The sequence below is a fragment of the Bacillus sp. MT(2024) genome (genome assembly GCF_036362845.1).
GTDB classification, from domain to species: Bacteria; Bacillota; Bacilli; order Bacillales; family Bacillaceae; genus Bacillus; species Bacillus velezensis.
Map to the genome: position 1 here is coordinate 1,209,323 of NZ_CP143632.1, position 22,731 is coordinate 1,232,053.

Consider the following 22,731-nt stretch of genomic DNA (forward strand, 5'->3'; position numbering starts at 1 on the left):
AAGATGATTGAACTATTTGTCATAAAAGAAACGGAGTGGCTTGAGCTTGTCACAGAAAGCGTAACGCTGGAAGGACACAGATATCAGGCGCCCCGCTCCATCGAAGCGACGATTGTCGTAAAGCAGGGCAGCCAGACGTATTACGGCGTATCAGAAGGGGATACGGTTTTGTTCAAATGGAACGGAAAAGAGCTGTTCCGCGGCATTGTTTTTGCAAGAACGCCCGATGAGCATACCGTCGCCTTCACCGCATACGATATGCTCCAATACCTTGTGAAAAACCAGGACGTTTACGTGTTTTCCAACAAGCGCGCCGATCAAATATTAAAAAGGATCGCCAGCGATTTTCAAATTCCCGTCACATCCATTGCCAACACAGGCCATACCATTAAATCACTCGTTTTTAAAAATGATACAAGCCTTTACGATATGATGATAAAAGCGTTAAAGCAGACAAAAAGCCAGACGGGGCGCAATTATCAGCTCTATTCAGAAAAAGGCAGGCTCGGCTTGCGTGAATGGCCGGAGCCGTCTGACATATGGGTGCTGGAAACAGGAGTTAATATTACAGGGTATCAATACAGCACCTCAATTGATGACACCGCAACCCGTGTCGTCATGCGGCTGCAAAAAGACAATAAAACGATAAAGGCTTCTGCCTCAGACAGCGCCGGCATGAAAACATTCGGCGTTTTGCAGTATACCGAAACAGTTTCTGACGACATTAACGAAGCCCAGCTGAAACAGCGCGCAAAAGTGAAGCAGGCTGAGAAAAAAGGCATTAAGAAAGAGCTGAAAAATATACAGGCGATCGGTATTCCTGGGTTGGAAAGCGGATTGCCCGTCTATATTTCAATTCCGGAAATCGGGCTGAAGAAAACCTATTATGTAGATACGGACCGCCATGAATTCCAAGGAACAAAACATACCATGACGATTGACGTCACGGAGAAAAATTCACTTCCGGAGGGGACAGCCTGATGAGATTAAGTGATGCCATTAAACATTTAGCCGTCGGAGCGGTTGACGCTGAAGCGCCGGTGGAGCTGATGCCGGCCGAAGTGACCTCCGTTTCGCCGCTCGAGCTGAAACTGAAAGATCACGACAAACTTTTGATTCCGTCTGATGCACTCATTGTGCCGAAGCGGCTGAGAGCCGGGGGAGAGGATCAGCTCCAGGCGGGTGATCGGGTGATGACCGCCGCTTTAACAGGAGGACAGTCTTTCTTTGTACTGGACAAAATTTAACCGTCATCCGGACGGAGATATACGAGAATATCAGCCTATTAAAGCCGCTTCATCTGCCGAAGAGGGCTTTTTTACATGAACAAATCTAAAAGGAGCGGGTGCAATGGCCCTGACACCGGAAATCGAATTTGAAGATTTGGAGGATGCGAGTGAGGCCGTTGAGACTTCACAAACCTACCGAATTGATTTTGAAAACAACCGGATTACCAATGAACTGATTAACGGACTGGACGCAATCAGACAATTCGTCTATATCGCTCTTCACACAGAACGGTATTCATATTCGGTTTTCAGCCATGATATCGGAAACGAACTTCAGGAAGTGCTTTCAGATCAGAACACGACGGATGCTTATAAAAAAATGGAGATTCCAAGACTGATAGAAGAAGCCTTGCTGTATGATGACCGGATTTTGGCCGTTACCAATTTTGAGATTGAGAAAAAAGATGATGCCTTCACCGTCTCTTTTACCGTTGAAACTGATGAGGGCATGCTTGAGATAGAGGAGGTGCTGGGTGAGGATGTTTGAAGCTCAGACGTTTGACGACATTATGGACAGAATGCTGGCGCGCGTTACGGCGGACATTGATACGAGAGAAGGCAGCGTCATTTACAATGCGCTCGCGCCTGCGGCCGCTGAGCTCGCAAAGTCTTATATTTGGCTGGATACCGTGCTGGAGCTCGTGTTTTCCGATACGGCTCAGGGAGAATTTCTGGACAGGCGTGCTGCTGAAGCGGGAATTGAACGAACACCTGCCACAAAAGCGGTCAGAGCCGGAGAATTCACAGCGGGCATCACCATTCCGCCAGGCTCCCGTTTCTTCGTTGATAACCTGTATTTTCAATATACGGGGGATGGAACGCTTGAATGTGAAACAGCCGGTGAAGCGGGCAATGCCGGCATTTCAGGGCAAAACCTGCTGCCGCTTGATACGATACCCGGGCTTGAGAAAGCAGTCGTGCGCGATATATTGATTCCCGGCCGTGAGGAAGAAGACGACAACAGCTTAAGGGCGCGCTATTTTACCCGTGTCCGCCGGGAAGCAGTCAGCGCAAATAAACAGCATTATAAACAATGGGCCGAAGAGGTTGACGGCGTCGGCAGGGCGAAAATCTTCCCGCTTTGGAACGGAGACGGAACGGTGAAAGTTGTCATCACAAATGCGAATTTGGAACCGGCATCAGATATTCTGATCAAAAAAGTAAAGGATTATATTGATCCGGACGAAGGGCAGGGAGAAGGACAGGCGCCGATCGGAGCGGCAGTAACGGTGGAAAGCGCCGTATGGAAAGAAATCGAAATCTCCGCTTCCGTGCTGCCTGAGCTGAACAGCTCGATCGATGACGTAAAAGCGGAGATTGAAAAAGGCGTCCTGAATTTATTTAAGAAAATGGCCTTCGAAGAAAACACCGTCCGTTTATCACAAATTAACAACATCGTTTATAACTCGGCATCCGTCAGTGACTACGCCGATATCAAAATGAACGGTGCGGCGGAAAACCTCGTGCTCAGTGACGTGGAAATTCCTAAACTCAAAGAGGTGAGAATCCTTGAGCAGACTCGATGAGATGACGGCGTACCTCCCGCCGTTTTTAACCCGATTAAAAGAGATGGCACAACTGCTTGAGGCGGAAGCTCCTGAGTTTGAGCGGCAGAATAACGATATTTTCGATTTGACCGATCAGCTCTTTATCACGACGGCGACATGGGGGCTTGACCGCTGGGAAAAAATATTAAAAATACCGCGGGAATCAGGTGACACGGAGGATATGAGACGGCTCAGGCTGATTTCGAAGATGTCGAATATTCCGCCCATCACCCATCAAGCGATCGAGCAGGCGCTAAACCGTTTTTTAAAACATCCGTCAGCTTATGTTCGGATGTTCCCGGGGCAGTATCGTTTTTATGCCGATATCGGGCTTGATGACCTGCAGCACATGAACGAGCTGATTGAAACGCTTGAAAAAATCAAACCCGCTCATTTGGCGTATACACTGAGAGCCGCATTAAACGAAACACTGGAAATCAAAGACCGGGTCATTCTCAACAATCGGAGATACCGAAAAGTCAGTGAACTGAAGGTCGGTTATTCCGTCACACTCAACAATAACGAGGTGGTCTTACCATGATATCAGCCGCTTACAGACAGCGTGCCGCAGCCGATCTGAAAAACAGGATCACAAAAGTGCTGTTAAACGGCAAAGAAACTCCGATTGCGGACATTTCCGTAAAAGATGCCGCAGTCACCGTTCTCACACGCAGGGAAGAAGACGTCAAACACATTGAAACCGTGCAGATGCTTGACGAAACAGGAAGCGTCATTACAGAACGAAAAACAAATTTAGATCTCAGCAATAACAGAACGCTTGATTTAAGATTTACCTTTGAGGTGGTGTAACGATGGCTTACGAAGAAAAAACAGACTGGCTTCCGGACGATCCGATTAATGAAGATGATGTCAACCGCTGGGAAAAAGGCATAAAAGACGCCCACACGGATCTGGCGGCCCATAAAAACGACATGAACAACCCGCACAAAACGACAAAGGCGCAAATCGGCCTCGGAAACGTGGACAACGTCCAGCAGGCAGCAAAAAAAGATTTCGACCAGCACAATCAAGATCTGGACCGGCATGTGACGAAAGAAGAGCGGGCTGTTTGGAACGGTGCTCAGCTTTCTAAAATCACAAAAGATAATGGCTCCGCTTTTATTAATATCTCTGACGGACAGGATTTTCATCAGACCGCTGCCAGCCAGAATAAGACCTTTACTTTCTCGGCAGCTGCAACTGGAATAAATACCCCGCCTAAACCGTCAGAGGGTATATACCTTTATTCTTCAAAGAATAACGGAGAGGCGGTCGCTTTCTCAGATGACGGGGGATTTTGGAGAAAAACGCTGAAAAACGGCATCTGGACGGAATGGATGCCATTTGAAACAGCTGCCGGAGCACAAGCAAAAGTAAATGAGCATGCCGACAAAACAGATCTTCATGTAACCAAATCTGACAAAGACAAATGGAATGCAGGGCAGTTATTCAATCTGACTGACAATGACGGGAATGCTAAAACGGTAACGGAAACAAACTTAGACAATATAAAAACGTCCGGCATCTACTATATATCAGTTCAGCATACGGAAAATAAGCCTGCGGAATACGGACAATTAATTGTCATGCAAAGAACCCGCGGAGCATCACCGACTTTTGTCCAAATGTTTATAGACACAGTGGCCGCCGGAAATCCCATATACGTCCGAAGTTTCAGCACTAAAGGCGTATGGTCGGAATGGAGCCAACAAGAAACAGATTCAGGCTCTCAAGCAAAAGTAGACGCTCACGCCAATAAAAAAGATATTCATGTCACACAGGCGGATAAAGATATGTGGAACGGCGCACAGCTTTCGAAAATAACAAACGATAACGGCGGCTATCTTCTGACAATTGGTGATGATGATAACTTTCTTGAAAAAATCGTTAAAAACGGCAGGGCGTTCGGCACCTTTTATTCAACCGGCAAAGCGGCAAACAGTCCGAGCAACGCTTCAACCCGCGGCATGTTTCATTTTACCTCTCTTGACAGTGAGGGGAAAGGAACGTTTGGGTATGTCCTTGCCGTCGATTATAAAAATAATATGTTCACGAACTATTTGGATTTGAACTTGGGCTGGCAGGGCTGGCGTCGCCTCGTTACCGAACTTGATACTGAGAATGTACCTTGGATAAATGTTCCTTATAAAAATGGGGCTAAATCAGGAGACAGGCCGCTTCAATACCGCAAAGTGGGAAACACCCTTCACCTGAACGGACACGTTCTTACGGACAGAGAAGTGGTGTTCGGGAGTGTGCCGTCCTCTTGTGCGCCGGCCAAAGGCGTTGTGACTATGGTTGCAGCCAGCGGCACCACCGGTTACAGCAAATTTATTATCTATTCTAATGGAGATATGAAGCTGACGGGAATTATGGCCAATATAGAAAATAACGTGAACGGCTATTATATTGACCTTGTTTTGGCACTCACGTAAAGGAGCGAGAATATGAAATTAATATTTCCGTATGACAATGACAACATTTATACAGGCACTCCGGTTGAGCTTTATCCGGATTCTGAGACAGGAGATTATATGATGCCGCCTAACGCTGCGGACTTTCCGCCGGAAATAAACGGCGAAGGCATGTGGCGCCCATTTTTTGATGAAGAGAAACATGAATGGGTGGAAACCGCTGACGAAGCATATAAAGAGAGCTTAAAAAAAGATACGGCTCCCGATTCAAACCAGCTTGCGGGCCTCGGCGGACAGCTGGCGAATGAGAAATTGGCCAGAAAAGCAGCCGAACAAGCGCAGCAGTCACTCGGCAGGCAATTAGCGTCTTTAAAACTGGAACTCTTACACGTAAAAGGAGAATGAAAAAATGAAAAAGCTTAACTTTTGGGTTTACGCCTTGTTTTATGAGTGGGCCTCAACAGAAATGGTAAAACAGGCTATGGGCTATGATGACTGCTCTGCCGAAGATCTGGCTGAAGGTGTGGCCGCGAAGTATATCACGCCTGAGGAATTTCAAGAAATAACGGGTGAAACATACGAAAACTATAAAAATGCTGTGTCATAAGCCAAACGGCTTTTTTTATTTGTCATTTTTAATAAATGAGAAAAGGAGGACGGCCGATGAAAAAGCATTCATTTGAATTTCCCGCCGATCAACTTGGCAGGCCCGGCGCCGTAAAAGCTTATCGCGGTAACAAAAACGATTATGTCACACCGATTGCTGATTTGTCCGGAATGGCAGAGCTTCTTACCAATACGCCGCTAGAAGCGATTGAAGTCTACAGCCAATTCGGACAAGACCGTTTAGGAGCCGTCTTAATAGACAGAGCACAGGGGTGGGCTTATTCGGACCGCAGCGGAACTCTTTTTATCGAAGAGAGCGAGGATAACAATTCGTGGACAGCTTCACATTCTGTCGCAGTAAAAGGCGGAGTGCTGACCGCTTCGGGGTGGGTCTGCCTGACAAAAAGATATTACCGGTTCCGTTTTGAAAATGGAAATCAAAAACAGTCCGAATTTGTTTTATACCAATCTGTCGGTTCGGGCGGTGATATGGCGTTTTCATATACAGACGTGATTTTTCATGAAAATGCAGCAGAGGCGGGCGAGGGAAGCATCTTCTCAGCGGGCGCTTGGAAAAAACTTCTCGTCGAAATCACCGGCACGGCTGAGTCGGGCCATGTCGCGTTTTGGGGGAGATCCATCTCGGGAAAAAATGTGCCGATCAGAGGAATCAGGTCTGATGACGGGACATCAGCCGCCGGTACGTCAGGCACAGAAGAAGTGTGGTCATTTGATATTGCCGGCTTTAAGGAAATCCTCATGGAAATCAAAAGCATTTCCGGCGGGAGCCTTTCTGTCAAAGGCACGGCATTTTCTTAAGAATGAAGCTTCCGAAGGGAGGTGAGAACAATGTAAGAGGGGGGAGCGGAAGTGCTTCTGGATGAACAAGCGGTGCAAAAAGAATTCGCAGGCATCAAAGGTGAACAAAAGGTGCTTGAACAGCGGGTAGCCGTATTAGAGCGGGTATCAGACCGGCAGGGTCAGCAAATCATGACGCTGAATGAAAAACTGAACAAAATTGACGAAAACACAACATGGATTAAGCGGACCATTACAGGAGCGATCGTGACAGCAATCTGCACGGGCGTCATTGGCGGAGCCATCGCCATCATGTACAATCTGCTGCAAAAGTAAGGGGGAAACCGATATGAAATTCGCGGACAAAGGCACGGTCGTCAGGACGGTGCTTCTTTTGCTTGCTTTATTGAATCAAACTTTGCTGATGTTCGGCAAATCGCCGCTGAATATTCAGGAGGACCAGGTCAGCCAGCTTGCAGATACGCTGTATGCCGCCGGGTCGGCCGTTTTTACAATCATAACGACTGCCGCCGCCTGGTTTAAAAACAATTATGTTACAGCAAAAGGGAAAAAACAGCAGGCTTTATTAAAAATAAACAATTTATCGAAATAGGAGAGATGAGAATATGGTAAAAATCACACAGGATTTTATCCCGGCAGGAAACAATAACCGCCCAGGCTATGCAATGACACCGATTTACATTACGGTGCACAATACAGCCAATACCGCAGTCGGAGCTAACGCCAAAAGTCACGCAAGCTATGTGAAAAATCCCGATACACCGACAAGCTGGCATTTCACAGTCGATGATACGGAAATTTATCAGCATCTTCCGCTGAACGAAAACGGCTGGCATGCCGGTGACGGAAACGGGGACGGCAACCGTAAATCCATCGGTATTGAAATTTGTGAAAACGCAGACGGCAACTTTTCACAGGCCGTGGCAAACGCCCAATGGCTCATCCGCACATTAATGACGTCGCACGGCATCCCGCTTGCGAATGTCGTTGCGCACAAGCATTGGTCAGGAAAGCTTTGTCCGAGAAGACTGCTGGATACATGGGATGAGTTTAAAGCGGGAATCGGTTCTGAGGAAAGACAGACGTATACCGTCCAAAAAGGAGATACGCTGTCGGCGATCGCGCGGAAATTCGGCGTCAGCGTGGCCGATCTGCAGAAATGGAATAACATCGCTGACCCGAACTTGATTAAAGTCGGACAAGTGCTGATCGTCAGCCCGCCGGTTGAAGCACTGTATTCTCTTCCGGACGAGGTGATCAAGCTGACAGAGCCGTACACGTCCGGTGAAAAGGTATACCAGGTGCAAAACGCGCTCGCAGCGCTTTATTTCTATCCTGAAAAAGGAGCTGTCAATAACGGCATTGACGGTATCTACGGTCCGAAAACGGCAGATGCCGTGGCCCGCTTCCAATCTGTAAACGGACTGACGTCTGACGGCGTCTACGGTCCCGCTGTAAAAGCGAAAATTCTGATGCAGCTTTAACAAAAAAGGCTGAGACCCGTTCACATTGCGGGATTCAGCCTTTTTTCTTTTTTAACCGGTTCAATAGCCCGAGATTCCTCGCCCGCATCCTCAGCGAATAAGCGGAAAGCCCGAAGCGTCCGTAATCCACAAACTTTACACGCCTGACAATTTTCTTCACATCATCACCTGTCGCATCTCTTTGTTGGTTTTATTATATGAAAGATAAGGAAAAAAGGAATAAGGACAAGAGCCGTGTCTCCTGTCCTTAGTGTAATCAAGCTTTTTTTTGTTTATACTTGTCAATCAGCCGCTCGTTTTCTTTGAAAATTCTGGCGGTATGAGGGCTGACCTGGTAACTTGCGATACTTGTCATTGAACGTTTTTTAAACATTTTGAACGGTTTCGCTCTTTGTTCCGGCTGCCCGTTTTGAAATGCCTGCTCCATTTAACCGTCACCTTCCTCTTCTATTGGCAGCATTAAATCATAAATGCTCGTTAGCGATGTGAAAAGCAAATAATCGAATTCCGTCAACAGGTTTTCCGACGTGAGTTTGATCACGTAATGGCGGTTCTGGACTGTAAACGGAATAAGCACAAGCCTGCCTTTTTGATCATAGTAGACGTCTTTACGGTTAAGACGGGACTGAACGTCCGCCGCATCAGGCATATGCTCCGTCAAGCGGTCCTTATCCGATTGTGCGGAATAGTCGCACAAGGAAGCCGTGACATTCATTTTTTCTCCATAAGCGGCCAGCAGTCTGCTGATGCCTTCCGCATAAGCTTCTGTACTTCCATAATATACATGGATCGGTTCATTTTTCAACAGATATTGATAGGTTTTCAGTTTTTCAAGATAGGAGTGAAGCATTTCGTTATTTTCTTCTAAAATTTCCCGCGTATCCGTCTCTAATTCATTGCCGGCGAGCTTTTTGATATACGCGCTCAAAAAGATAAACGCATCAATAAGGGCAAAGCAGACGGCAACAATCAAATATTGTCTCCATGCGGCAAAGAGCGATTCGGGATCATATGTCCAATAGACCATGGCGCCTACTACAAATAGTAAATACCACGTTTTACGGATGGCAAACATTTTTTCTTTTACCTTTGCCTCATACCGCCAGGATGCGTACACATATAAAATGAGTGCGGCCGCCATCGTCCACACCATGATCTGAAAAAACAAAAGCATGAGCATCCCTCACAATTCGAAAAATGGTCTGCTATGTTCATTCTATGTCATGACATCATTTTCCTGTCACAAAAAAAACCGCTTCTGTAAAGAAGCGGATGTCATCAGAAAAAGAGATCTAAGATGAAAAAGGCGATGGCGCCGAGTGTACCTGCAATCGGCAGGGTGATGACCCATGTAATGAGCATCCGTTTAGCCGTTCCCCAGTTTACGCCTTTTACGCGGTGGGAAGCGCCCACACCGAGAATGGAAGACGAAATGACGTGCGTCGTGCTGACAGGGAGATGAATAAACGTGGCCCCGAAAATAATGGCTGCGCCGGTTAAGTCGGCAGATACGCCGTTTACCGGACGGATTTTCATAATTTTTCCGCCGACGGTTTTAATGATTTTCCAGCCGCCGATGGATGTGCCGAGACCCATTGCCAGGGCACAAGAGAGCTGCACCCAAAAAGGAATGGCATCACTTTTATGTAAATTGGCCGTCATAAGCGCCATCGTAATGATACCCATCGCTTTTTGCGCGTCGTTCGTTCCGTGTGTATAGGACTGAATGGCAGCCGTCAAAATCTGCACTCTGCGGAAGCGTTTATTTGTTTTCGCCAGATTGCTGTCTTTAAAAATCAGCTTCACGATCGAATATACGATAAAGCCGAGAACAAAGGCGATAATCGGCGATAAAATAAGTGCTTCGATAATCTTAATGAACCCTTTATAATTAAGCGTCGCAAAACCTGACGCTGCAATGGCCGCTCCGGCGATCGCTCCGATAATCGCATGTGAAGAGCTGCTCGGAATGCCGAAATACCATGTGATCAAGTTCCAGGCGATTGCGGCGAGTAGAGCCGCCAGAATGACAACTGACCCGTTGTCTAATGTATAAGGATTCACAATGTCCTTCGTAATGGTTTTCGCCACACCGGTAAATGTCATCGCTCCGAGAAAGTTCATGATGGCGGCCATGACGATTGCGTGCCGCGGCTTCAGCGCTTTTGTCGAAACTGAGGTGGCGATTGCGTTTGCGGTATCGTGAAATCCGTTAATGAAGTCAAATACCAAAGCGCATATGACAATTAATATCGTTAAAAGTAATAGAGTATCCATTATAACCCCTCGTTACGCGTTTTTCATAATAATGGTTTCAAGGTTATTGGCAACGCTTTGGCAAGAGTCGGCAATTTCCTCAAGCGTTTCGTAAATCTCGCGGTACTGAATCACTTTAATCGGATCGGTTTCTGTGCCGAACAGATTTTTTAATGATTTACGGTGCAGGTTATCACAGCTGTGCTCGTATTCCTTAATTTTAATGGCGTGAGGGTGAATGTCCTTCAATCGGTTTTCTGCAAGCAGCTCAATCGTGATTAAAATTTCCTTCGCGCACTCTCTGATGTATCCGCTGAACTTATCGATATGCTCATCTGAAGAAGTGATCGAGAAAATCTCCATCATTGCAGAAAAATGTTCGATTCCGTCAAGCACGTCATCGAGGCTGTTTGTCAGCTCAAGGATGTCTTCACGTTCAATGGGAGTGATAAAAGCTTTGTTCAGCTCTTTAATCATGACATGAACATGATTATCTCCTTTTGTTTCAAACTCTTTTAACGTATCGGCAAATTCCTTTAAAGTCGTCTGGTTCGTCACTTTAAAGTTGACAAAGTATTCTGCGGTTTCGTCTATGTTTTTTGCGATTTCTGTTAAAAGGAGTGAGAACTTATCTTTTTTTCTTTTTATCATTAAAAACCCTCCATTGTTTGAATGAGACAATGCACACATCAAATTATTATATAGCCTTTTGTCGAAAAAAAACAGATAAAGTCGAAAAAAACGCCTCTTGATTTTTTCGTAAAAACGTGTCTCATCCTGTTTTTCTTATGTTACCCACTTCGCCAAAAAAACGTAACATACTTCGAATTCAGACATCTTGCTTAAAAAGTATAACAAAAGATGTGAATTTGCTGTCAACTTTTGCACGTGATTTTGCCAGAAAAAAAACGGCTCCCGTAAAAGGAACCGTTTTTATCAGTTTTTTCTGCCGTTTTTCAGCCAAAAATAAAGCGGCAGCCCGGCGAGGCCGATCAAGAGGGACAGCGCGCAGCTGAGTGTATCTGTAATGATCGTACTGATCAGCACAAACAGTGAACCCGCGATGGCCAAAACAGGAATGATCGGATACAAAGGCACGCTGTAGGCGCGCGGTTTTCCGCCGCTTTTTTTTCTGAGAATAAACACGGCGAAAAAAGCCATGACGTAAAAAATATAAATCATGAAAATAGAGATTTCAGACAGCTTATCGGGATTGCTGGCGATCATGAAAATAATGGCCAGCGCGATCTGAAATGACACGGCAATCCACGGAGTGCGGAACGTCGGATGCACCCGCGAAATCTGTCCGGCAAACGGCAGCTGTTTCCGTTCCGCCATTGCAAACGAGACACGCGGAAAAGCGAGAATCTTTCCGTTTAAACAGCCGAAGATGCTGACGATGATTCCGACGCTGATCAATTTTCCCCCGATGTCGCCAAACAGCATTCCGGCAGCGGTGCCGGTCGCATTTTCACCGAGTTTGACGATGTCGGTCGCAGGAAGAATGTGCAGCAGCGCAAAGTTAATGAAAAGATAAATGGCGGTGACGACCAAAAGTCCGCCCGTCATCGCTCTCGGGAGCAGCTTTTCCGGATTTTTCATTTCGCCGCCGAGTGCCGCAAGCAGAATCCATCCGTCATAAGCAAACAAGGTGGCCAGTATGGCAGCGCCGAAATTCATTTCCGACATGCTGCTTGTGACAGCTGTGAAAATATGCTGATCGCCTTTCCAAAGGCCGAACACAATCATGCAGATAATCGGAATCAATTTGCCGACAGTCGTAATTCCTTGTACGATGCCGCCATATTTCGTTCCGATAATGTTAATGATGCTTAAAAACAAAACGGCTGAAATCCCGATCAATTTAGACCAGCCGGAATCCCAATTGAACAAGTGCGCCATCAAAGAGCCGAAATACAAGCCGATTGCTCCGATAATGGCGGGGCCGTAAATGATAATTTGAACCCATCCGCACAAAAAGCCCCAAAATTCGCCGTACACTTCTTCGAGATATGTATAAAGTCCGCCCGTTTTCGGAATCTGAGTGCCGATTTCCGCAACGGTCAAGCCGCCGGCAAGCGTCAAAATGCCTCCTAACAGCCACGCGATAAGCGCGGTTTTCGCATCACCGGAGTAGGCAAGCACGGCGCCTGGTTTCATAAATACGCCGGAACCGATGATGGTGCCGATAACAAGTGAGAGGGCGATGGTAAGGCCGATCTCTTTTTTAAGTCCGTTCTCTTCAATCTGCATATCCTTTCCCTCCAGATGTAAAATCGTCATGCTGAAAAAACTATTTTCCATATTGTAAACCCTAATTGCTGAAACACGAATAAAATAAATTTTCTGATTTTAGTTTTTTGCCTAAAAGAGAGAGGTTTCTGCTTTTGAGAAGGAAAAAATCCGGTTTTAAAAGCGAACATTAATGGTTTTTTAATTTCAAAAGTTCGTTATTTTGAGAGCGGCAGTCTGCAGACCGTCTGTGAAGCAGATGGGTTGACTTTACGATCCGGATAACATAAATTGTATATATAAAATATCTCGAAATCGAGATAATTGACTGGAGGATAATATAATGAAAGTTAATGGAATACACCATGTATCAGCATTGACGGCTGATGCGCAGAAAAATTTAGATTTTTATCGAAATATCCTGGGGCTGAAGCTTGTGAAAAAATCGGTAAACCAGGATGAACCGACGATGTATCACTTATTTTACGGTGATGAATCAGCCAATCCGGGATCGGAATTGACGTTTTTCGAGATTCCGCGGATCGCGCCGTTCCATGCGGGGACAAACAGTATTTCTTCAATCGGCCTGCGTGTTCCGGATGCACAAGCGCTTCAATATTGGAAAAAACGATTTGAAGAGCATCAGGTCTCTCACAGTGAGATCGTGAAAATAGCGGGCAGGGACACACTCGCTTTTCAGGATCATGAAGGACAGCGGCTTGTGCTGACAGCTGACGAAAAAGGAAAAGACATCGGTGAAGCGGTGAAGCAAAGCGGCATACCGGAAGAATATTCTTTCCGCGGTCTTGGTCCCGTTGAATTAACCGTCCCGTACGCAGAACCGACGCTGCGTGTGTTAACCGATGTGCTGGGCTTCACTGAAATCGGGAAAGAAACACATGAAGACCGGGGCACGGTTACGGTGCTCGAATCCGGAAACGGTGGCGCGCGTACAGAAGTCCATCTCATTGAAAGAAACGATCTTCCGCGCGAGCGTCCGGGAAAAGGCAGCGTGCACCATGTGGCCTTCCGTGTTCAGAATGAGGAGGAGCTTGCTTTATGGCACCGCATCATTACGAAAGAAGGTTTCAGCAACTCAGGCATTGTAGAGCGTTATTATTTCAAAGCGCTGTACTTCCGGGAACCGAATGGAATTCTGTTTGAATTGTCAACGGACGGTCCGGGATTTATGGTTGATGAAAAACCTGAAGAGCTAGGCAAAACGGTTGCGCTCCCGCCTTATCTCGAACACCGCCGTTCTGAAATAGAAGCGCGGCTGAAACCGATTCAGTAAATCAGAAATAATGAAAGATGCCTTCCGGCTTGACGGGGGCATCTTTTTTTTGCTTTTTTACCCGTTTTGTCATTCTTTTTACCTATTTGTAAACGGCAAAATAATTGTCTTTGTTTATTAATAAATTTTTCACATTTGGTTGTTACACTTGTTCAAAGTTAAACAAAAGGAGTGAAAACACAGGTGAAAATGAAAAAACGCGAGATAGACGCGGTCTTAATCCTCATTTTACTCGCTTCCGCATTCTTGAATATGTACAACATCTGGAATGACGATACGGTGAATCCTTATTACACCGCAGCGGTAACGAGTATGCTTCAAAGCTTTCATAATTTCTTTTACGCTTCATTTGACGCAGCCGGATTTATCACGGTAGATAAACCGCCTGTTACATACCAGATTCAAACGATCAGCGCGCTGATATTCGGTATGCACGGGTGGAGCGTCATCCTGCCTCAGGCATTGGCGGGGGTAGGTTCAGTTCTATTCATGTACTTATTAATAAAGCCGACGTTCGGAAAAACGGCGGCGCGCATCGCTTCGTTTGTCATGGCGTGTACGCCGATTGCTGTAGCCGTAGCGCGCACAAACAATGTCGATGCGTTACTGGTCTTTTTCCTCTTGTTCGCCACATGGCTTCTCTTTAAAGCGATTCGAAAAGGAAAACTGATCTGGCTTTTGGCGGCATTTTTTGTCGTCGGAGTAGGCTTTAACACAAAAATGCTTCAGGCTTATATGATCTTACCGGCCTTCTTGCTGTTCTATATGATGGCGGCAAATACCACGATTAAGAAAAAAATCATTTCACTGGTAAGCGCGCTGGCCGTATTAGCAGCCGTTTCATTGTCATGGCCGCTCATTGTTGACAATATTCCTACAGACAAAAGGCCATATGTCGGAAGCAGCCAGACAAACTCCGTATTGGAATTGGCTTTCGGATATAACGGGATTCAGCGGCTGACGGGGCAAAGTTCCGGCGGCCAGGGCGGGCCCGACGGAAACGCATCGAAAGAGATGTCTTCTTCCGGCGGTTCTTCACAAATGCAAAAACCGCCCGGCCAGTCAGCAAGCGGAGACAAATCACAAACCGGCAGTATGACGGCACCTCCATCTAACGGCCAAATGCCAAGCGGCGGTCAAGGAGGCCCTCCAAGCGGCGGAGATGGCGGCAATGGCGGTCCTGGCGGAGGAAAAAGCGGTACAGGCACCGGCTCGAAAATGCAGTCAGGTTCAGGAATGTTCGGTACGGGAACACCCGGTCCGCTGAGACTCTTCCAACAAGAATTATCAGATCAGATCAGCTGGCTCCTGCCGTTTGCGATTTTTGGATTGGCCGGTTTATTGATCGCCGGGGCGAGAGAAAGAAGAAGATTATCAGCAGAACAGAAGGAAACGATCTTTTGGGCAGCGTGGCTTGTGCCGATTGCCGGATTCTTCAGTGTGGCGGAATTTTTCCACCATTATTATCTCATTATGCTGGCGCCTCCGATTGCTGCTCTTACCGGTGCGGGATGGGTCGCCCTCGTTCATCTGTACCGCGAGCAGACAGGCTGGAAAACTTGGCTTCTGCCGGCCGCTATTTTTGTGACAACCGGATTTGAGCTGTTTATCCTCAGAAACTACAATGATCAAATCGGCGCGGGCTGGAGCATCGGAGCAGGTGTTATCGGCGCAGTGGCTGCAATCGCCCTGTTCGTGTTCAAACAGCGTCAAAAACCGCTCAGTTACTATGTTTCACTTGCAGCCCTTCTCGTCTTGATGGTGATGCCGATTTATTGGGCGAGCACACCGCTTCTGTACGGAGGCAACAGCTCATTGCCTGAAACAGGCCCTCAGCTTGCGTCAGCAAGCGGAAAAGGCATGGGAATGGATAACGCATCTGTCAATACAAAACTGATCAACTATTTAGAGAAACATAACGCCGGAGCAGACTATCTATTTGCTACAACCGATTCCAACACAGCGGCGCCTTACATTATAAAAACGAAAAAAGCGGTCATGGCGATCGGCGGATTCAGCGGGTCTGACCCGGCCATTACGCTGACTCAATTTAAAAAGCTCGTAAAAGAAGGGAAAGTAAAATACTTCTTAACATCCGGAATGGGCAAAGGCGGAAACAACGATATTGTTGAATGGGTTGAGAAAAACGGAAAGAAAGTATCTTCAGACAAATGGCAATCAAGCACAGATCAGAAAACGAAAAATCATGATGCAGCTGATACAAAAAGCAGCAAGGCTGCGGGTAAAAACAGCCGGATGAGCGGCGGGCCGGGCGGAATGAATCAGTCAGCTTCACTATACGAACTGCAATCTGATGAATAGGAGGAAAAAACATGAGCAGACATATTCAATATTCAATAGTCGTCCCGGTTTATAACGAGGAACTCGTCATTCAGACAACCTATCAGCGCCTGAAAGAAGTCATGGATCAAACAAAAGAGCATTATGAATTGATCTTTGTCAATGATGGGAGCAAAGACCGCAGTATTGAGATTTTAAGAGAGCAAAGTCTGATTGATCCGAGAGTGAAAATTATTGATTTTTCCAGAAACTTCGGACATCAGATCGCGATCACAGCGGGCATGGATTATGCAGAGGGGAATGCAATCGCCGTCATTGACGCCGATTTGCAGGATCCTCCGGAATTAATCCTTGATATGATTGAGCAGTGGAAAGAAGGCTACGATGTGGTGTACGCCGTCAGAACGAAACGAAAGGGAGAAACCTTTTTCAAGAAACAGACGGCTTCTCTGTTTTACCGGCTGCTGCGGAGCGTGACTGATATTGATATTCCGCTCGACACCGGAGATTTCCGCCTGCTGGACAGAAAAGTCTGTGATGAGATGAAAAGATTAAAAGAAAAAAACCCTTTTGTCAGAGGACTCGTCAGCTGGGTCGGCTTTAAGCAGACTGCTGTAGAATATGAACGAGATGAGCGGCTTGCGGGGGAAACGAAATACCCGCTTAAAAAAATGCTGAAGCTTTCCATGGACGGGATCACAACGTTCTCTCATAAACCGCTCAAGGCGGCAAGCTATGCGGGAATGCTCATGTCCGGAGCGGGTTTTCTCTATATGTTTATCGTTTTATACATGAAGCTTTTTACAGACAGCACCATTACGGGCTGGTCCTCTCTGATTGTGATACAGCTGTTATTCAGCGGCATCGTTCTATTAATGCTCGGAATGATCGGCGAATATATCGGAAGGATTTATGACGAAGCAAAAGACCGTCCGCTCTATATCGTGCAAAAAGCGTACGGTATGAAAAACGAAAAGATTTATCGGGACCAGCATATGTCTTAACAAACACCCTGTCCGGCCGGCGGACAGGGTGCTTTTATGTAAAATAAAAGCCGCGGGATGACAGAATGTCCCGCGGCTTTTTTCATTCATCTGCGGCCGGTCTGCGTGTGCAGAGAGCGCATGATCAGTCCGGTTCCCGAAAGGTTCAGTAAAATGCTTGCACCAAGCGTCATTCCCCAAGCAGCGTTTTGCTGAGGAAGCTGAATGCTCAGCTGCAGCAAGATCAGGCCGGTAACGACCAGCAAAAGTCCGGTTTGTTTCATGTGTATGTATCCTCCTTTGTACACTGAGTCATACGGCTGATCCAGGCCTAAAGTTTCAGCTGTATATAAAAAAATCCAAGGCGGCTGCCTTGGATTTTTGTTAAGAAGATGTTTCTTCTTTTTGAGTCAGTTTCATTTTTTTCGTCATTTCCTTGCCGTTTCTGATAATCTTCACGTCAACGGTGCTGCCGACTTTCGTATTCTTGTAGAGAATATTGCGAAGTTCGCTGCCCGTGTCAGTTTCTTTCCCTTTTAAGCTGATAATGATGTCTTCTGCTTTTAATCCGGCTTTGGCAGCAGGGGATCCCTGCGCCACTTCGCGAATGTAAACCCCTTTATTCAGCTGTTTGCCGAAGAGGCCGAGTGTGCCTTCCTGATAGTTTTGCGGCACTTGTTCCAAGTCGATCATGCTCACGCCGATATAAGGGCGCTCCACCTGTCCTTTCGTGAGAAGCTCTTCGGCGATCGGTTTTACATCGTTGCTCGGAATGGCAAAGCCGATGCCTTCTACATCATTTTCGCTGATTTTCATGCTGTTGATGCCGATGATTTTGCCGTCTGTATTCAAGAGCGGTCCGCCGCTGTTTCCGGGATTGATGGCGGCATCGGTTTGGATGACGTTGATGCTTGACTCACCGGCTGACGTGGAGATCGAGACGGTTCTGTTTAAGCCGCTCACGATGCCCTGTGTGACGGTGCGGGAAAGGTCTTTTCCGAGCGGATCACCTATGGCGATGACGGATTCACCCGTTCTGAGAGCGGATGAGCTGCCGAAGCTTGCCGTTTTTGTTACGTGTTTATCACTGATTTCTAAAACGGCCAAGTCTGTCAGAGAGTCGCTGCCGACGAGTTTAGCTGTTACATCGGTGCCGTCATATAATGACACTTTAAGGGAAGAGGCGCCTTCGACCACGTGGTTATTCGTAATGATATACGCTTTGCCGTTTGCTTTCTTAAAAATAACGCCTGAACCCGATCCCGTTTCCGCATCATCACCCGATGAATTAGAGTTTGAATCTGAGCTTGATCCGAATCCGAATAAATCGGAACTGCTTTGCTGCTTTTGCAGATTAGTGATTCCGACGATCGCCGGTGAAATGTCTTCCACCATATTCGAAATGCTGCTTGAATTTGCCGATGAGCTGTTTGCCGATTTGCCGCTGCCGGATTCAGAAGATGTCTGCTTAGCGGTTACCGATGACGTTTCCTGAGCGGGAGCCGGATTGGAAGTATCTTGAGTCTGATGGTCTCCAAGCGGCGTAAATGTATAGATGCCGAGGGCGAGCCCTCCGCCGATCACTCCACCGAGAAGCGGTCTGAACCAGCCGAAGCTTCGTTTTTTCTTGTCCTCGTCCGGCGCGGAATATCCGGCCGGCTGCGGGTTTTCTTTTACTAAAAGGACTTCCTGTTCTTTTTGGTCTGTCCGATTTTCATCACGATAGTTATCCATCATGTTCACTCCGTTTCTCTATTTCATCATAGCATGATTTGCCTATTATTACTGACTCCATCTTAAACAAAAAGTGTGGGATAATAATGAAAAGATTGTGGGAAATTGTGAAAAAGACGAAATCGGACGGCGGCGCTTTATATTGACAATTTCCATCGGATTTGAAATAATAAATGAGATATTATGTTCAATCCTTCACATGAAAAGATATGAAAAATTCTGTTAAGCTAATGGGGGAAATCTGTTAGCTTTTTCACTTTGTCAAATAGTAAGAAAGGAGCTGTCAAATGAAAGAAAAACATCACTGGATCATTTCTCTGCTTGCTGTGCTGGCGGTCGGGCCGGGGCTGATGTCGAATACCGCTCTTTCGGCTGTCCAAAGCCTTGTCCGGCAGACGGTCGGCGGGGAAAACTTTGACTCTCTTCATCCGATTATTATCGGTAATATGGCATTTGCCTTATTCGTGCCGGCGGGGCCGTATTTAAGAAAAAGATTCGGCTCCCGGCCTGTCTATATGATTTCGATGGCCGCGGGTGTCATCGGAGCGCTGCTTGCTGCTGTGACAAATGATATTTATCCGCTCGCCGCGGGCCGTTTTTTACAGGGAGCTGCGGCGGGCACTATGCTGATGATTATGATTCCGATGCTGGTGCTTTCGTTTCCGATTGAACGCCGGAATTACGCATTATTTGTGTTAATCGGCGGATTTTACGGGTCCGTCATTATGGGGACCGTTTTAGGCACGGCGGCGGCAAGCGCCGGCCATTGGCATTGGCTGTTCGGCATTTTTGGCCTGCTGTCTTTTTTCGGCCTCATTTTCAGTTATATGTGGCTGAGGGATGACGTTCATAAAAATGCTGAAAAATCTCCATTTGACGGCATCGGTTTTCTGTTAGCGGGTGTATCAGCTGTGCTGACCGCCTATACATTTATTCATCTGCCGAAATGGGGCTTTTCATCATGGCAGACATTGGCGGGATTTGGAGGAAGCATCGTCATTCTTCTGATCTTGCTGATTATGCAGTACAGAAACGAACATGCGCTGATTTCGATTAAACTTATGCTGATTCCAAAGCCGATTTTGGGTGTTTTCATGATCGCTGCGGGCAGTATTTCCATAGCGGTCAGTCTTTCTGCATTTCACGGGGAGCTTCAGACCGCATATCACATGTCACAAACTCAACAGATATTCCTTTATGCGAGCCTTTTGGGAGGCGTGGCCATCGCCGCTGTTATCAGTGCATTAGCATATGATAAAGTCGGTCCGGGCATGCTCGGCATAACAGGCTCTGTTATACTGGTGTTCGTGAATTTCCAATGGATGACGGCGGATCATCATATACCCCTTATTCTATTTGCGGGGCTTTTCGTGATGCTGGCGGCCGGGACAGGGCTTATCGTGGCAGCCGGACTGATGGGAGCCGCGTTGGGCGGACCGCTTCCGGAACTGGTGAAACGCATGACGGCCGTTCAGTTTTTGAGGCTGTTCATTTATATGGGCGCACCTGTTTTAATAGGGTATTTTACGAAAAGAGATGCTTCCGGCATGCTTCGGGGCGCGCGCGGCACACAATCGCCGCATGACCTGCTGATGGGGACATACAGCGATTTGTTTCTTATTGCTTTCATCTTAAGCTTGCTTTTAGTGTGTTTATCATTTGTCATGAATGCGACCGGCATGGGACATAAGCTGGCGCATAAACCGCATGCCGTCCGTAAGCAGGCGGCTGAAGAGCCTTCGCCGCAGGCTCCTGGACCGATCAGGCATCAGGTCATTCCCGATCGCGAATACAGAAGTGCGGTCAGACAGTTTCGGGGTCACCCTATCAACAAAAACGGTATGTAACTTTTTCTATCAGCAAACCCTTTTCCCGGTGAAAAGGGTTTGTTTTTTCCTATAATGGCAGAATGGTATATTGCATGTTTCATCCTTTTTTAATATAATTTGTTAGAATATTCATAATTTAATATCGAAATTTTAAGTAAAAAAGGAGGCATTACATGAAACTGTATCTATCTGTGGATATGGAAGGGATTTCCGGACTGCCTGATGAAACATTTGTCAATTCCCGCATGCACAATTATGAGCGCGGCAGGGTTCTGATGACCGAAGAAGCAAACTGGTGCATCGCAGAAGCGTTTAATAACGGATGCACGGAAGTGACCGTGAATGACAGCCACTCAAAGATGAATAATCTGCTCGCGGAAAAACTTCACCCTGAGGCAGAGCTGATTACGGGGGATGTCAAGCCGTTTTCCATGATGCAGGGGCTTGATGAATCGTATTCAGGTGTGATGTTTATCGGCTATCATGCGAGAGCGTCGATGCCGGGCGTCATGTCGCACAGCATGATATTCGGCGTCCGCCACTTTTACATAAATGATAAGCCGGTCGGTGAACTGGGGTTAAATGCCTATCTCGCCGGATTTTACGATGTCCCGGTCATCATGGCTGCCGGAGATGATTGCGCCGCAAAAGAGGCGGAGGAGCTGATCCCAAATGTGACGACTGCCGCCGTCAAACAAACCATTTCAAGAACTGCGGTCAAATGCCTGTCTCCTCAAAAAGCCGGACGGCTCCTGGCGGAAAAAACAGCCTATGCGCTCAAAAATAAAGATAAGGTCAAACCGCTGACTCCGCCTGAAAGACCTGTATTAGGCATTGAATTTGCCAATTACGGACAGGCTGAATGGGCCCATTTAATGCCGGGCACAGAAATCATCCCGGGAACGACAATCGTTCAATTTCAGGCAAAAGACATGCCGGAAGCCTATCAGGCCATGCTCGTCATGACAGAACTCGCCATGAGAACAACATTCTCTTAAAGGGGTGAACGGCATTGCTGCGGTATTTTATCAAACGTTTTATCGCCATGATTATGACCGTCCTCGTCATCACCACTCTGACATTTGTCATGATGAAAGTGATACCCGGCTCGCCTTTTAACGAAGAGCGGGGCACAAACGAAGCGGTCCAGCGAAATCTCGAATCCTACTACCATCTGAACGAACCTCTTATCACTCAATACGCCATCTATCTAAAATCCATTCTTACCTTTGATTTCGGTCCTTCAATCAAAAAACCGTCAGACAGTGTAAACGCCATGCTTGAACGCGGATTTCCCGTCTCCTTCGAGCTTGGGATAACGGCGATCATCATCGCTGTGATTTCCGGACTCGCGCTCGGCATAACGGCCGCTCTCAGGCGCGGCGGCTTTCTCGATTATGCGGCCATGAGCCTTGCGGTGCTCGGGATTTCCATTCCGAATTTTATTATGGCTACGCTGCTGATTCAGCAATTTGCGGTTCATCTGAAGTGGTTTCCGGCAGCTACCTGGACGAGTCCCGTTCACATGGTTCTGCCGACTGTTGCGCTTGCCGTCGGTCCCATGGCCATTATCGCGCGGCTGACAAGATCAAGCATGGCCGAAGTGCTGACTCAGGATTACATCCGCACGGCAAAAGCAAAGGGGCTTTCTCCCGTCAAAATTGTGATCAAACACGCATTGAAAAACGCTCTTATGCCTGTTGTGACAGTGCTCGGGACGCTTGCCGCAAGTATTTTAACGGGCAGTTTCGTCATCGAGAAAATTTTTGCCATACCGGGAATGGGCAAATATTTCGTAGAAAGCATCAATCAGCGTGATTACCCGGTCATCATGGGAACGACCGTATTTTACAGTGTGATTCTGATCGTCCTGCTGTTTCTGGTTGATTTAGCATACGGCCTGTTAGACCCGCGCATAAAACTTCATAAGAAAGGGTGATCCT

Annotated in this window: 27 protein-coding genes; 19 read left to right on the forward strand and 8 right to left on the reverse strand. The window is 47.0% G+C overall.

The features are described 5' to 3' along the window. Positions 1 to 3: 3 nt before the first annotated feature. The 13 genes from VP472_RS06305 to VP472_RS06365 all read left to right on the forward strand — a co-directional run bounded on the left by VP472_RS06305 (position 4) and on the right by VP472_RS06365 (position 8,159). Entirely contained in the window at positions 4 to 981 is a 978-nt protein-coding gene (locus VP472_RS06305; RefSeq protein WP_146276581.1) for an XkdQ/YqbQ family protein, read from the forward strand. Further along, positions 981 to 1,247: a DUF2577 family protein gene (locus tag VP472_RS06310; RefSeq protein WP_146276583.1), complete on the forward strand. Its 267-nt coding sequence runs from the start codon at positions 981 to 983 to the stop codon at positions 1,245 to 1,247. The genes VP472_RS06305 and VP472_RS06310 overlap by 1 nt, the downstream gene beginning before the upstream one ends. A 103-nt stretch (positions 1,248 to 1,350) precedes the next feature. Beyond that, the gene (locus tag VP472_RS06315; RefSeq protein WP_020955689.1) at positions 1,351 to 1,776 is read left to right on the forward strand and encodes a DUF2634 domain-containing protein; all 426 of its coding nucleotides are present in this window, start codon (positions 1,351 to 1,353) and stop codon (positions 1,774 to 1,776) included. After that, complete coding sequence (locus VP472_RS06320) at positions 1,769 to 2,815, forward strand: baseplate J/gp47 family protein (protein ID WP_070081679.1); 1,047 nt, start codon at positions 1,769 to 1,771, stop codon at positions 2,813 to 2,815. Before VP472_RS06315 ends, VP472_RS06320 begins: the two co-directional genes overlap by 8 nt. Continuing rightward, complete coding sequence (locus VP472_RS06325) at positions 2,799 to 3,377, forward strand: YmfQ family protein (RefSeq protein WP_007407262.1); 579 nt, start codon at positions 2,799 to 2,801, stop codon at positions 3,375 to 3,377. Before VP472_RS06320 ends, VP472_RS06325 begins: the two co-directional genes overlap by 17 nt. Next, complete coding sequence (locus VP472_RS06330) at positions 3,374 to 3,646, forward strand: hypothetical protein (protein WP_003154822.1); 273 nt, start codon at positions 3,374 to 3,376, stop codon at positions 3,644 to 3,646. Before VP472_RS06325 ends, VP472_RS06330 begins: the two co-directional genes overlap by 4 nt. Positions 3,647 to 3,648: 2 nt before the next feature. Continuing rightward, the gene (locus VP472_RS06335) at positions 3,649 to 5,271 is read left to right on the forward strand and encodes a pyocin knob domain-containing protein (RefSeq protein WP_146276585.1); all 1,623 of its coding nucleotides are present in this window, start codon (positions 3,649 to 3,651) and stop codon (positions 5,269 to 5,271) included. A gap of 12 nt (positions 5,272 to 5,283) precedes the next feature. Beyond that, positions 5,284 to 5,655 (forward strand): XkdW family protein, encoded by a 372-nt coding sequence (locus VP472_RS06340; protein WP_070081681.1) that lies wholly within the window; start codon positions 5,284 to 5,286, stop codon positions 5,653 to 5,655. A gap of 4 nt (positions 5,656 to 5,659) precedes the next feature. Beyond that, the gene (locus tag VP472_RS06345) at positions 5,660 to 5,857 is read left to right on the forward strand and encodes an XkdX family protein (RefSeq protein WP_003154819.1); all 198 of its coding nucleotides are present in this window, start codon (positions 5,660 to 5,662) and stop codon (positions 5,855 to 5,857) included. Positions 5,858 to 5,913: 56 nt separating this feature from the next. Continuing rightward, the gene (locus VP472_RS06350) at positions 5,914 to 6,675 is read left to right on the forward strand and encodes a phage portal protein (RefSeq protein WP_146276587.1); all 762 of its coding nucleotides are present in this window, start codon (positions 5,914 to 5,916) and stop codon (positions 6,673 to 6,675) included. 51 nt (positions 6,676 to 6,726) lie between these two features. Then, positions 6,727 to 6,990, forward strand: a complete 264-nt coding sequence (locus VP472_RS06355; protein WP_146276589.1) for a hemolysin XhlA family protein — start codon at positions 6,727 to 6,729, stop codon at positions 6,988 to 6,990. 13 nt (positions 6,991 to 7,003) lie between these two features. Further along, a complete protein-coding gene (locus VP472_RS06360) occupies positions 7,004 to 7,267 on the forward strand; it encodes a phage holin (RefSeq protein ID WP_003154813.1) in 264 nt (87 codons plus the stop codon). A gap of 13 nt (positions 7,268 to 7,280) precedes the next feature. Then, on the forward strand, positions 7,281 to 8,159 hold the full coding sequence (locus VP472_RS06365; protein ID WP_024085195.1) for an N-acetylmuramoyl-L-alanine amidase: 879 nt from the start codon (positions 7,281 to 7,283) through the stop codon (positions 8,157 to 8,159). 34 nt (positions 8,160 to 8,193) lie between these two features. Here VP472_RS06365 and VP472_RS06370 read toward each other — a convergent pair whose 3' ends face one another. From VP472_RS06370 to VP472_RS06395, 6 genes are all read right to left on the reverse strand, one after another. After that, on the reverse strand, positions 8,194 to 8,319 hold the full coding sequence (locus VP472_RS06370; RefSeq protein WP_003154809.1) for a hypothetical protein: 126 nt from the start codon (positions 8,317 to 8,319) through the stop codon (positions 8,194 to 8,196). A gap of 96 nt (positions 8,320 to 8,415) precedes the next feature. Further along, the gene (locus tag VP472_RS06375; protein ID WP_003154807.1) at positions 8,416 to 8,586 is read right to left on the reverse strand and encodes a type II toxin-antitoxin system SpoIISB family antitoxin; all 171 of its coding nucleotides are present in this window, start codon (positions 8,584 to 8,586) and stop codon (positions 8,416 to 8,418) included. Then, positions 8,587 to 9,333: a type II toxin-antitoxin system SpoIISA family toxin gene (locus VP472_RS06380; RefSeq protein WP_057079950.1), complete on the reverse strand. Its 747-nt coding sequence runs from the start codon at positions 9,331 to 9,333 to the stop codon at positions 8,587 to 8,589. A gap of 104 nt (positions 9,334 to 9,437) precedes the next feature. After that, entirely contained in the window at positions 9,438 to 10,436 is a 999-nt protein-coding gene (locus VP472_RS06385; RefSeq protein ID WP_003154805.1) for an inorganic phosphate transporter, read from the reverse strand. Positions 10,437 to 10,448: 12 nt separating this feature from the next. Continuing rightward, a complete protein-coding gene (locus VP472_RS06390; protein WP_003154804.1) occupies positions 10,449 to 11,066 on the reverse strand; it encodes a DUF47 domain-containing protein in 618 nt (205 codons plus the stop codon). A gap of 285 nt (positions 11,067 to 11,351) precedes the next feature. Beyond that, positions 11,352 to 12,668 carry an APC family permease gene (locus VP472_RS06395; protein WP_003154801.1) on the reverse strand — a complete coding sequence of 439 codons (1,317 nt, stop codon included), beginning with the start codon at positions 12,666 to 12,668 and terminating at the stop codon, positions 11,352 to 11,354. A gap of 322 nt (positions 12,669 to 12,990) precedes the next feature. Here VP472_RS06395 and VP472_RS06400 point away from each other — a divergent pair, with 322 nt between their 5' ends. The 3 genes from VP472_RS06400 to VP472_RS06410 all read left to right on the forward strand — a co-directional run bounded on the left by VP472_RS06400 (position 12,991) and on the right by VP472_RS06410 (position 17,246). Further along, entirely contained in the window at positions 12,991 to 13,941 is a 951-nt protein-coding gene (locus VP472_RS06400) for a ring-cleaving dioxygenase (protein ID WP_077722102.1), read from the forward strand. 183 nt (positions 13,942 to 14,124) lie between these two features. After that, positions 14,125 to 16,263: a glycosyltransferase family 39 protein gene (locus VP472_RS06405; RefSeq protein ID WP_077722103.1), complete on the forward strand. Its 2,139-nt coding sequence runs from the start codon at positions 14,125 to 14,127 to the stop codon at positions 16,261 to 16,263. An 11-nt stretch (positions 16,264 to 16,274) separates the two neighbouring features. Continuing rightward, a complete protein-coding gene (locus VP472_RS06410; protein WP_003154790.1) occupies positions 16,275 to 17,246 on the forward strand; it encodes a glycosyltransferase family 2 protein in 972 nt (323 codons plus the stop codon). 86 nt (positions 17,247 to 17,332) lie between these two features. On the opposite strand, the gene VP472_RS06415 is transcribed toward VP472_RS06410, so the two are convergent. After that, entirely contained in the window at positions 17,333 to 17,509 is a 177-nt protein-coding gene (locus tag VP472_RS06415) for a hypothetical protein (RefSeq protein ID WP_014417532.1), read from the reverse strand. Between the two features lie 100 nt (positions 17,510 to 17,609). Further along, complete coding sequence (htrA, locus tag VP472_RS06420) at positions 17,610 to 18,959, reverse strand: serine protease HtrA (RefSeq protein WP_152036128.1); 1,350 nt, start codon at positions 18,957 to 18,959, stop codon at positions 17,610 to 17,612. A gap of 287 nt (positions 18,960 to 19,246) precedes the next feature. Between htrA and VP472_RS06425 the strand changes: the two genes are divergently transcribed. From VP472_RS06425 to VP472_RS06435, 3 genes are all read left to right on the forward strand, one after another. Next, complete coding sequence (locus VP472_RS06425; RefSeq protein ID WP_146276591.1) at positions 19,247 to 20,806, forward strand: MFS transporter; 1,560 nt, start codon at positions 19,247 to 19,249, stop codon at positions 20,804 to 20,806. A gap of 155 nt (positions 20,807 to 20,961) precedes the next feature. Beyond that, positions 20,962 to 21,786 (forward strand): M55 family metallopeptidase, encoded by an 825-nt coding sequence (locus VP472_RS06430; RefSeq protein WP_146276593.1) that lies wholly within the window; start codon positions 20,962 to 20,964, stop codon positions 21,784 to 21,786. A gap of 14 nt (positions 21,787 to 21,800) precedes the next feature. Further along, a complete protein-coding gene (locus VP472_RS06435) occupies positions 21,801 to 22,727 on the forward strand; it encodes an ABC transporter permease (RefSeq protein WP_044053133.1) in 927 nt (308 codons plus the stop codon). Positions 22,728 to 22,731 lie beyond the last annotated feature (4 nt).

What these genes read in the sequence shown, in the direction of transcription:
- VP472_RS06425 (WP_146276591.1), top strand. Translation starts at nt 19,247, where the DNA reads ATGAAAGAAAAACATCACTGGATCATTTCTCTGCTTGCTGTGCTGGCG.
- htrA (WP_152036128.1), bottom strand. Translation starts at nt 18,959, where the DNA reads ATGGATAACTATCGTGATGAAAATCGGACAGACCAAAAAGAACAGGAA.
- VP472_RS06345 (WP_003154819.1), top strand. Translation starts at nt 5,660, where the DNA reads ATGAAAAAGCTTAACTTTTGGGTTTACGCCTTGTTTTATGAGTGGGCC.
- VP472_RS06410 (WP_003154790.1), top strand. Translation starts at nt 16,275, where the DNA reads ATGAGCAGACATATTCAATATTCAATAGTCGTCCCGGTTTATAACGAG.
- VP472_RS06415 (WP_014417532.1), bottom strand. Translation starts at nt 17,509, where the DNA reads ATGAAACAAACCGGACTTTTGCTGGTCGTTACCGGCCTGATCTTGCTG.
- VP472_RS06350 (WP_146276587.1), top strand. Translation starts at nt 5,914, where the DNA reads ATGAAAAAGCATTCATTTGAATTTCCCGCCGATCAACTTGGCAGGCCC.
- VP472_RS06390 (WP_003154804.1), bottom strand. Translation starts at nt 11,066, where the DNA reads ATGATAAAAAGAAAAAAAGATAAGTTCTCACTCCTTTTAACAGAAATC.
- VP472_RS06375 (WP_003154807.1), bottom strand. Translation starts at nt 8,586, where the DNA reads ATGGAGCAGGCATTTCAAAACGGGCAGCCGGAACAAAGAGCGAAACCG.
- VP472_RS06335 (WP_146276585.1), top strand. Translation starts at nt 3,649, where the DNA reads ATGGCTTACGAAGAAAAAACAGACTGGCTTCCGGACGATCCGATTAAT.
- VP472_RS06305 (WP_146276581.1), top strand. Translation starts at nt 4, where the DNA reads ATGATTGAACTATTTGTCATAAAAGAAACGGAGTGGCTTGAGCTTGTC.
- VP472_RS06315 (WP_020955689.1), top strand. Translation starts at nt 1,351, where the DNA reads ATGGCCCTGACACCGGAAATCGAATTTGAAGATTTGGAGGATGCGAGT.
- VP472_RS06380 (WP_057079950.1), bottom strand. Translation starts at nt 9,333, where the DNA reads ATGCTTTTGTTTTTTCAGATCATGGTGTGGACGATGGCGGCCGCACTC.
- VP472_RS06400 (WP_077722102.1), top strand. Translation starts at nt 12,991, where the DNA reads ATGAAAGTTAATGGAATACACCATGTATCAGCATTGACGGCTGATGCG.
- VP472_RS06395 (WP_003154801.1), bottom strand. Translation starts at nt 12,668, where the DNA reads ATGCAGATTGAAGAGAACGGACTTAAAAAAGAGATCGGCCTTACCATC.
- VP472_RS06360 (WP_003154813.1), top strand. Translation starts at nt 7,004, where the DNA reads ATGAAATTCGCGGACAAAGGCACGGTCGTCAGGACGGTGCTTCTTTTG.
- VP472_RS06430 (WP_146276593.1), top strand. Translation starts at nt 20,962, where the DNA reads ATGAAACTGTATCTATCTGTGGATATGGAAGGGATTTCCGGACTGCCT.
- VP472_RS06310 (WP_146276583.1), top strand. Translation starts at nt 981, where the DNA reads ATGAGATTAAGTGATGCCATTAAACATTTAGCCGTCGGAGCGGTTGAC.
- VP472_RS06365 (WP_024085195.1), top strand. Translation starts at nt 7,281, where the DNA reads ATGGTAAAAATCACACAGGATTTTATCCCGGCAGGAAACAATAACCGC.
- VP472_RS06340 (WP_070081681.1), top strand. Translation starts at nt 5,284, where the DNA reads ATGAAATTAATATTTCCGTATGACAATGACAACATTTATACAGGCACT.
- VP472_RS06320 (WP_070081679.1), top strand. Translation starts at nt 1,769, where the DNA reads ATGTTTGAAGCTCAGACGTTTGACGACATTATGGACAGAATGCTGGCG.
- VP472_RS06330 (WP_003154822.1), top strand. Translation starts at nt 3,374, where the DNA reads ATGATATCAGCCGCTTACAGACAGCGTGCCGCAGCCGATCTGAAAAAC.
- VP472_RS06385 (WP_003154805.1), bottom strand. Translation starts at nt 10,436, where the DNA reads ATGGATACTCTATTACTTTTAACGATATTAATTGTCATATGCGCTTTG.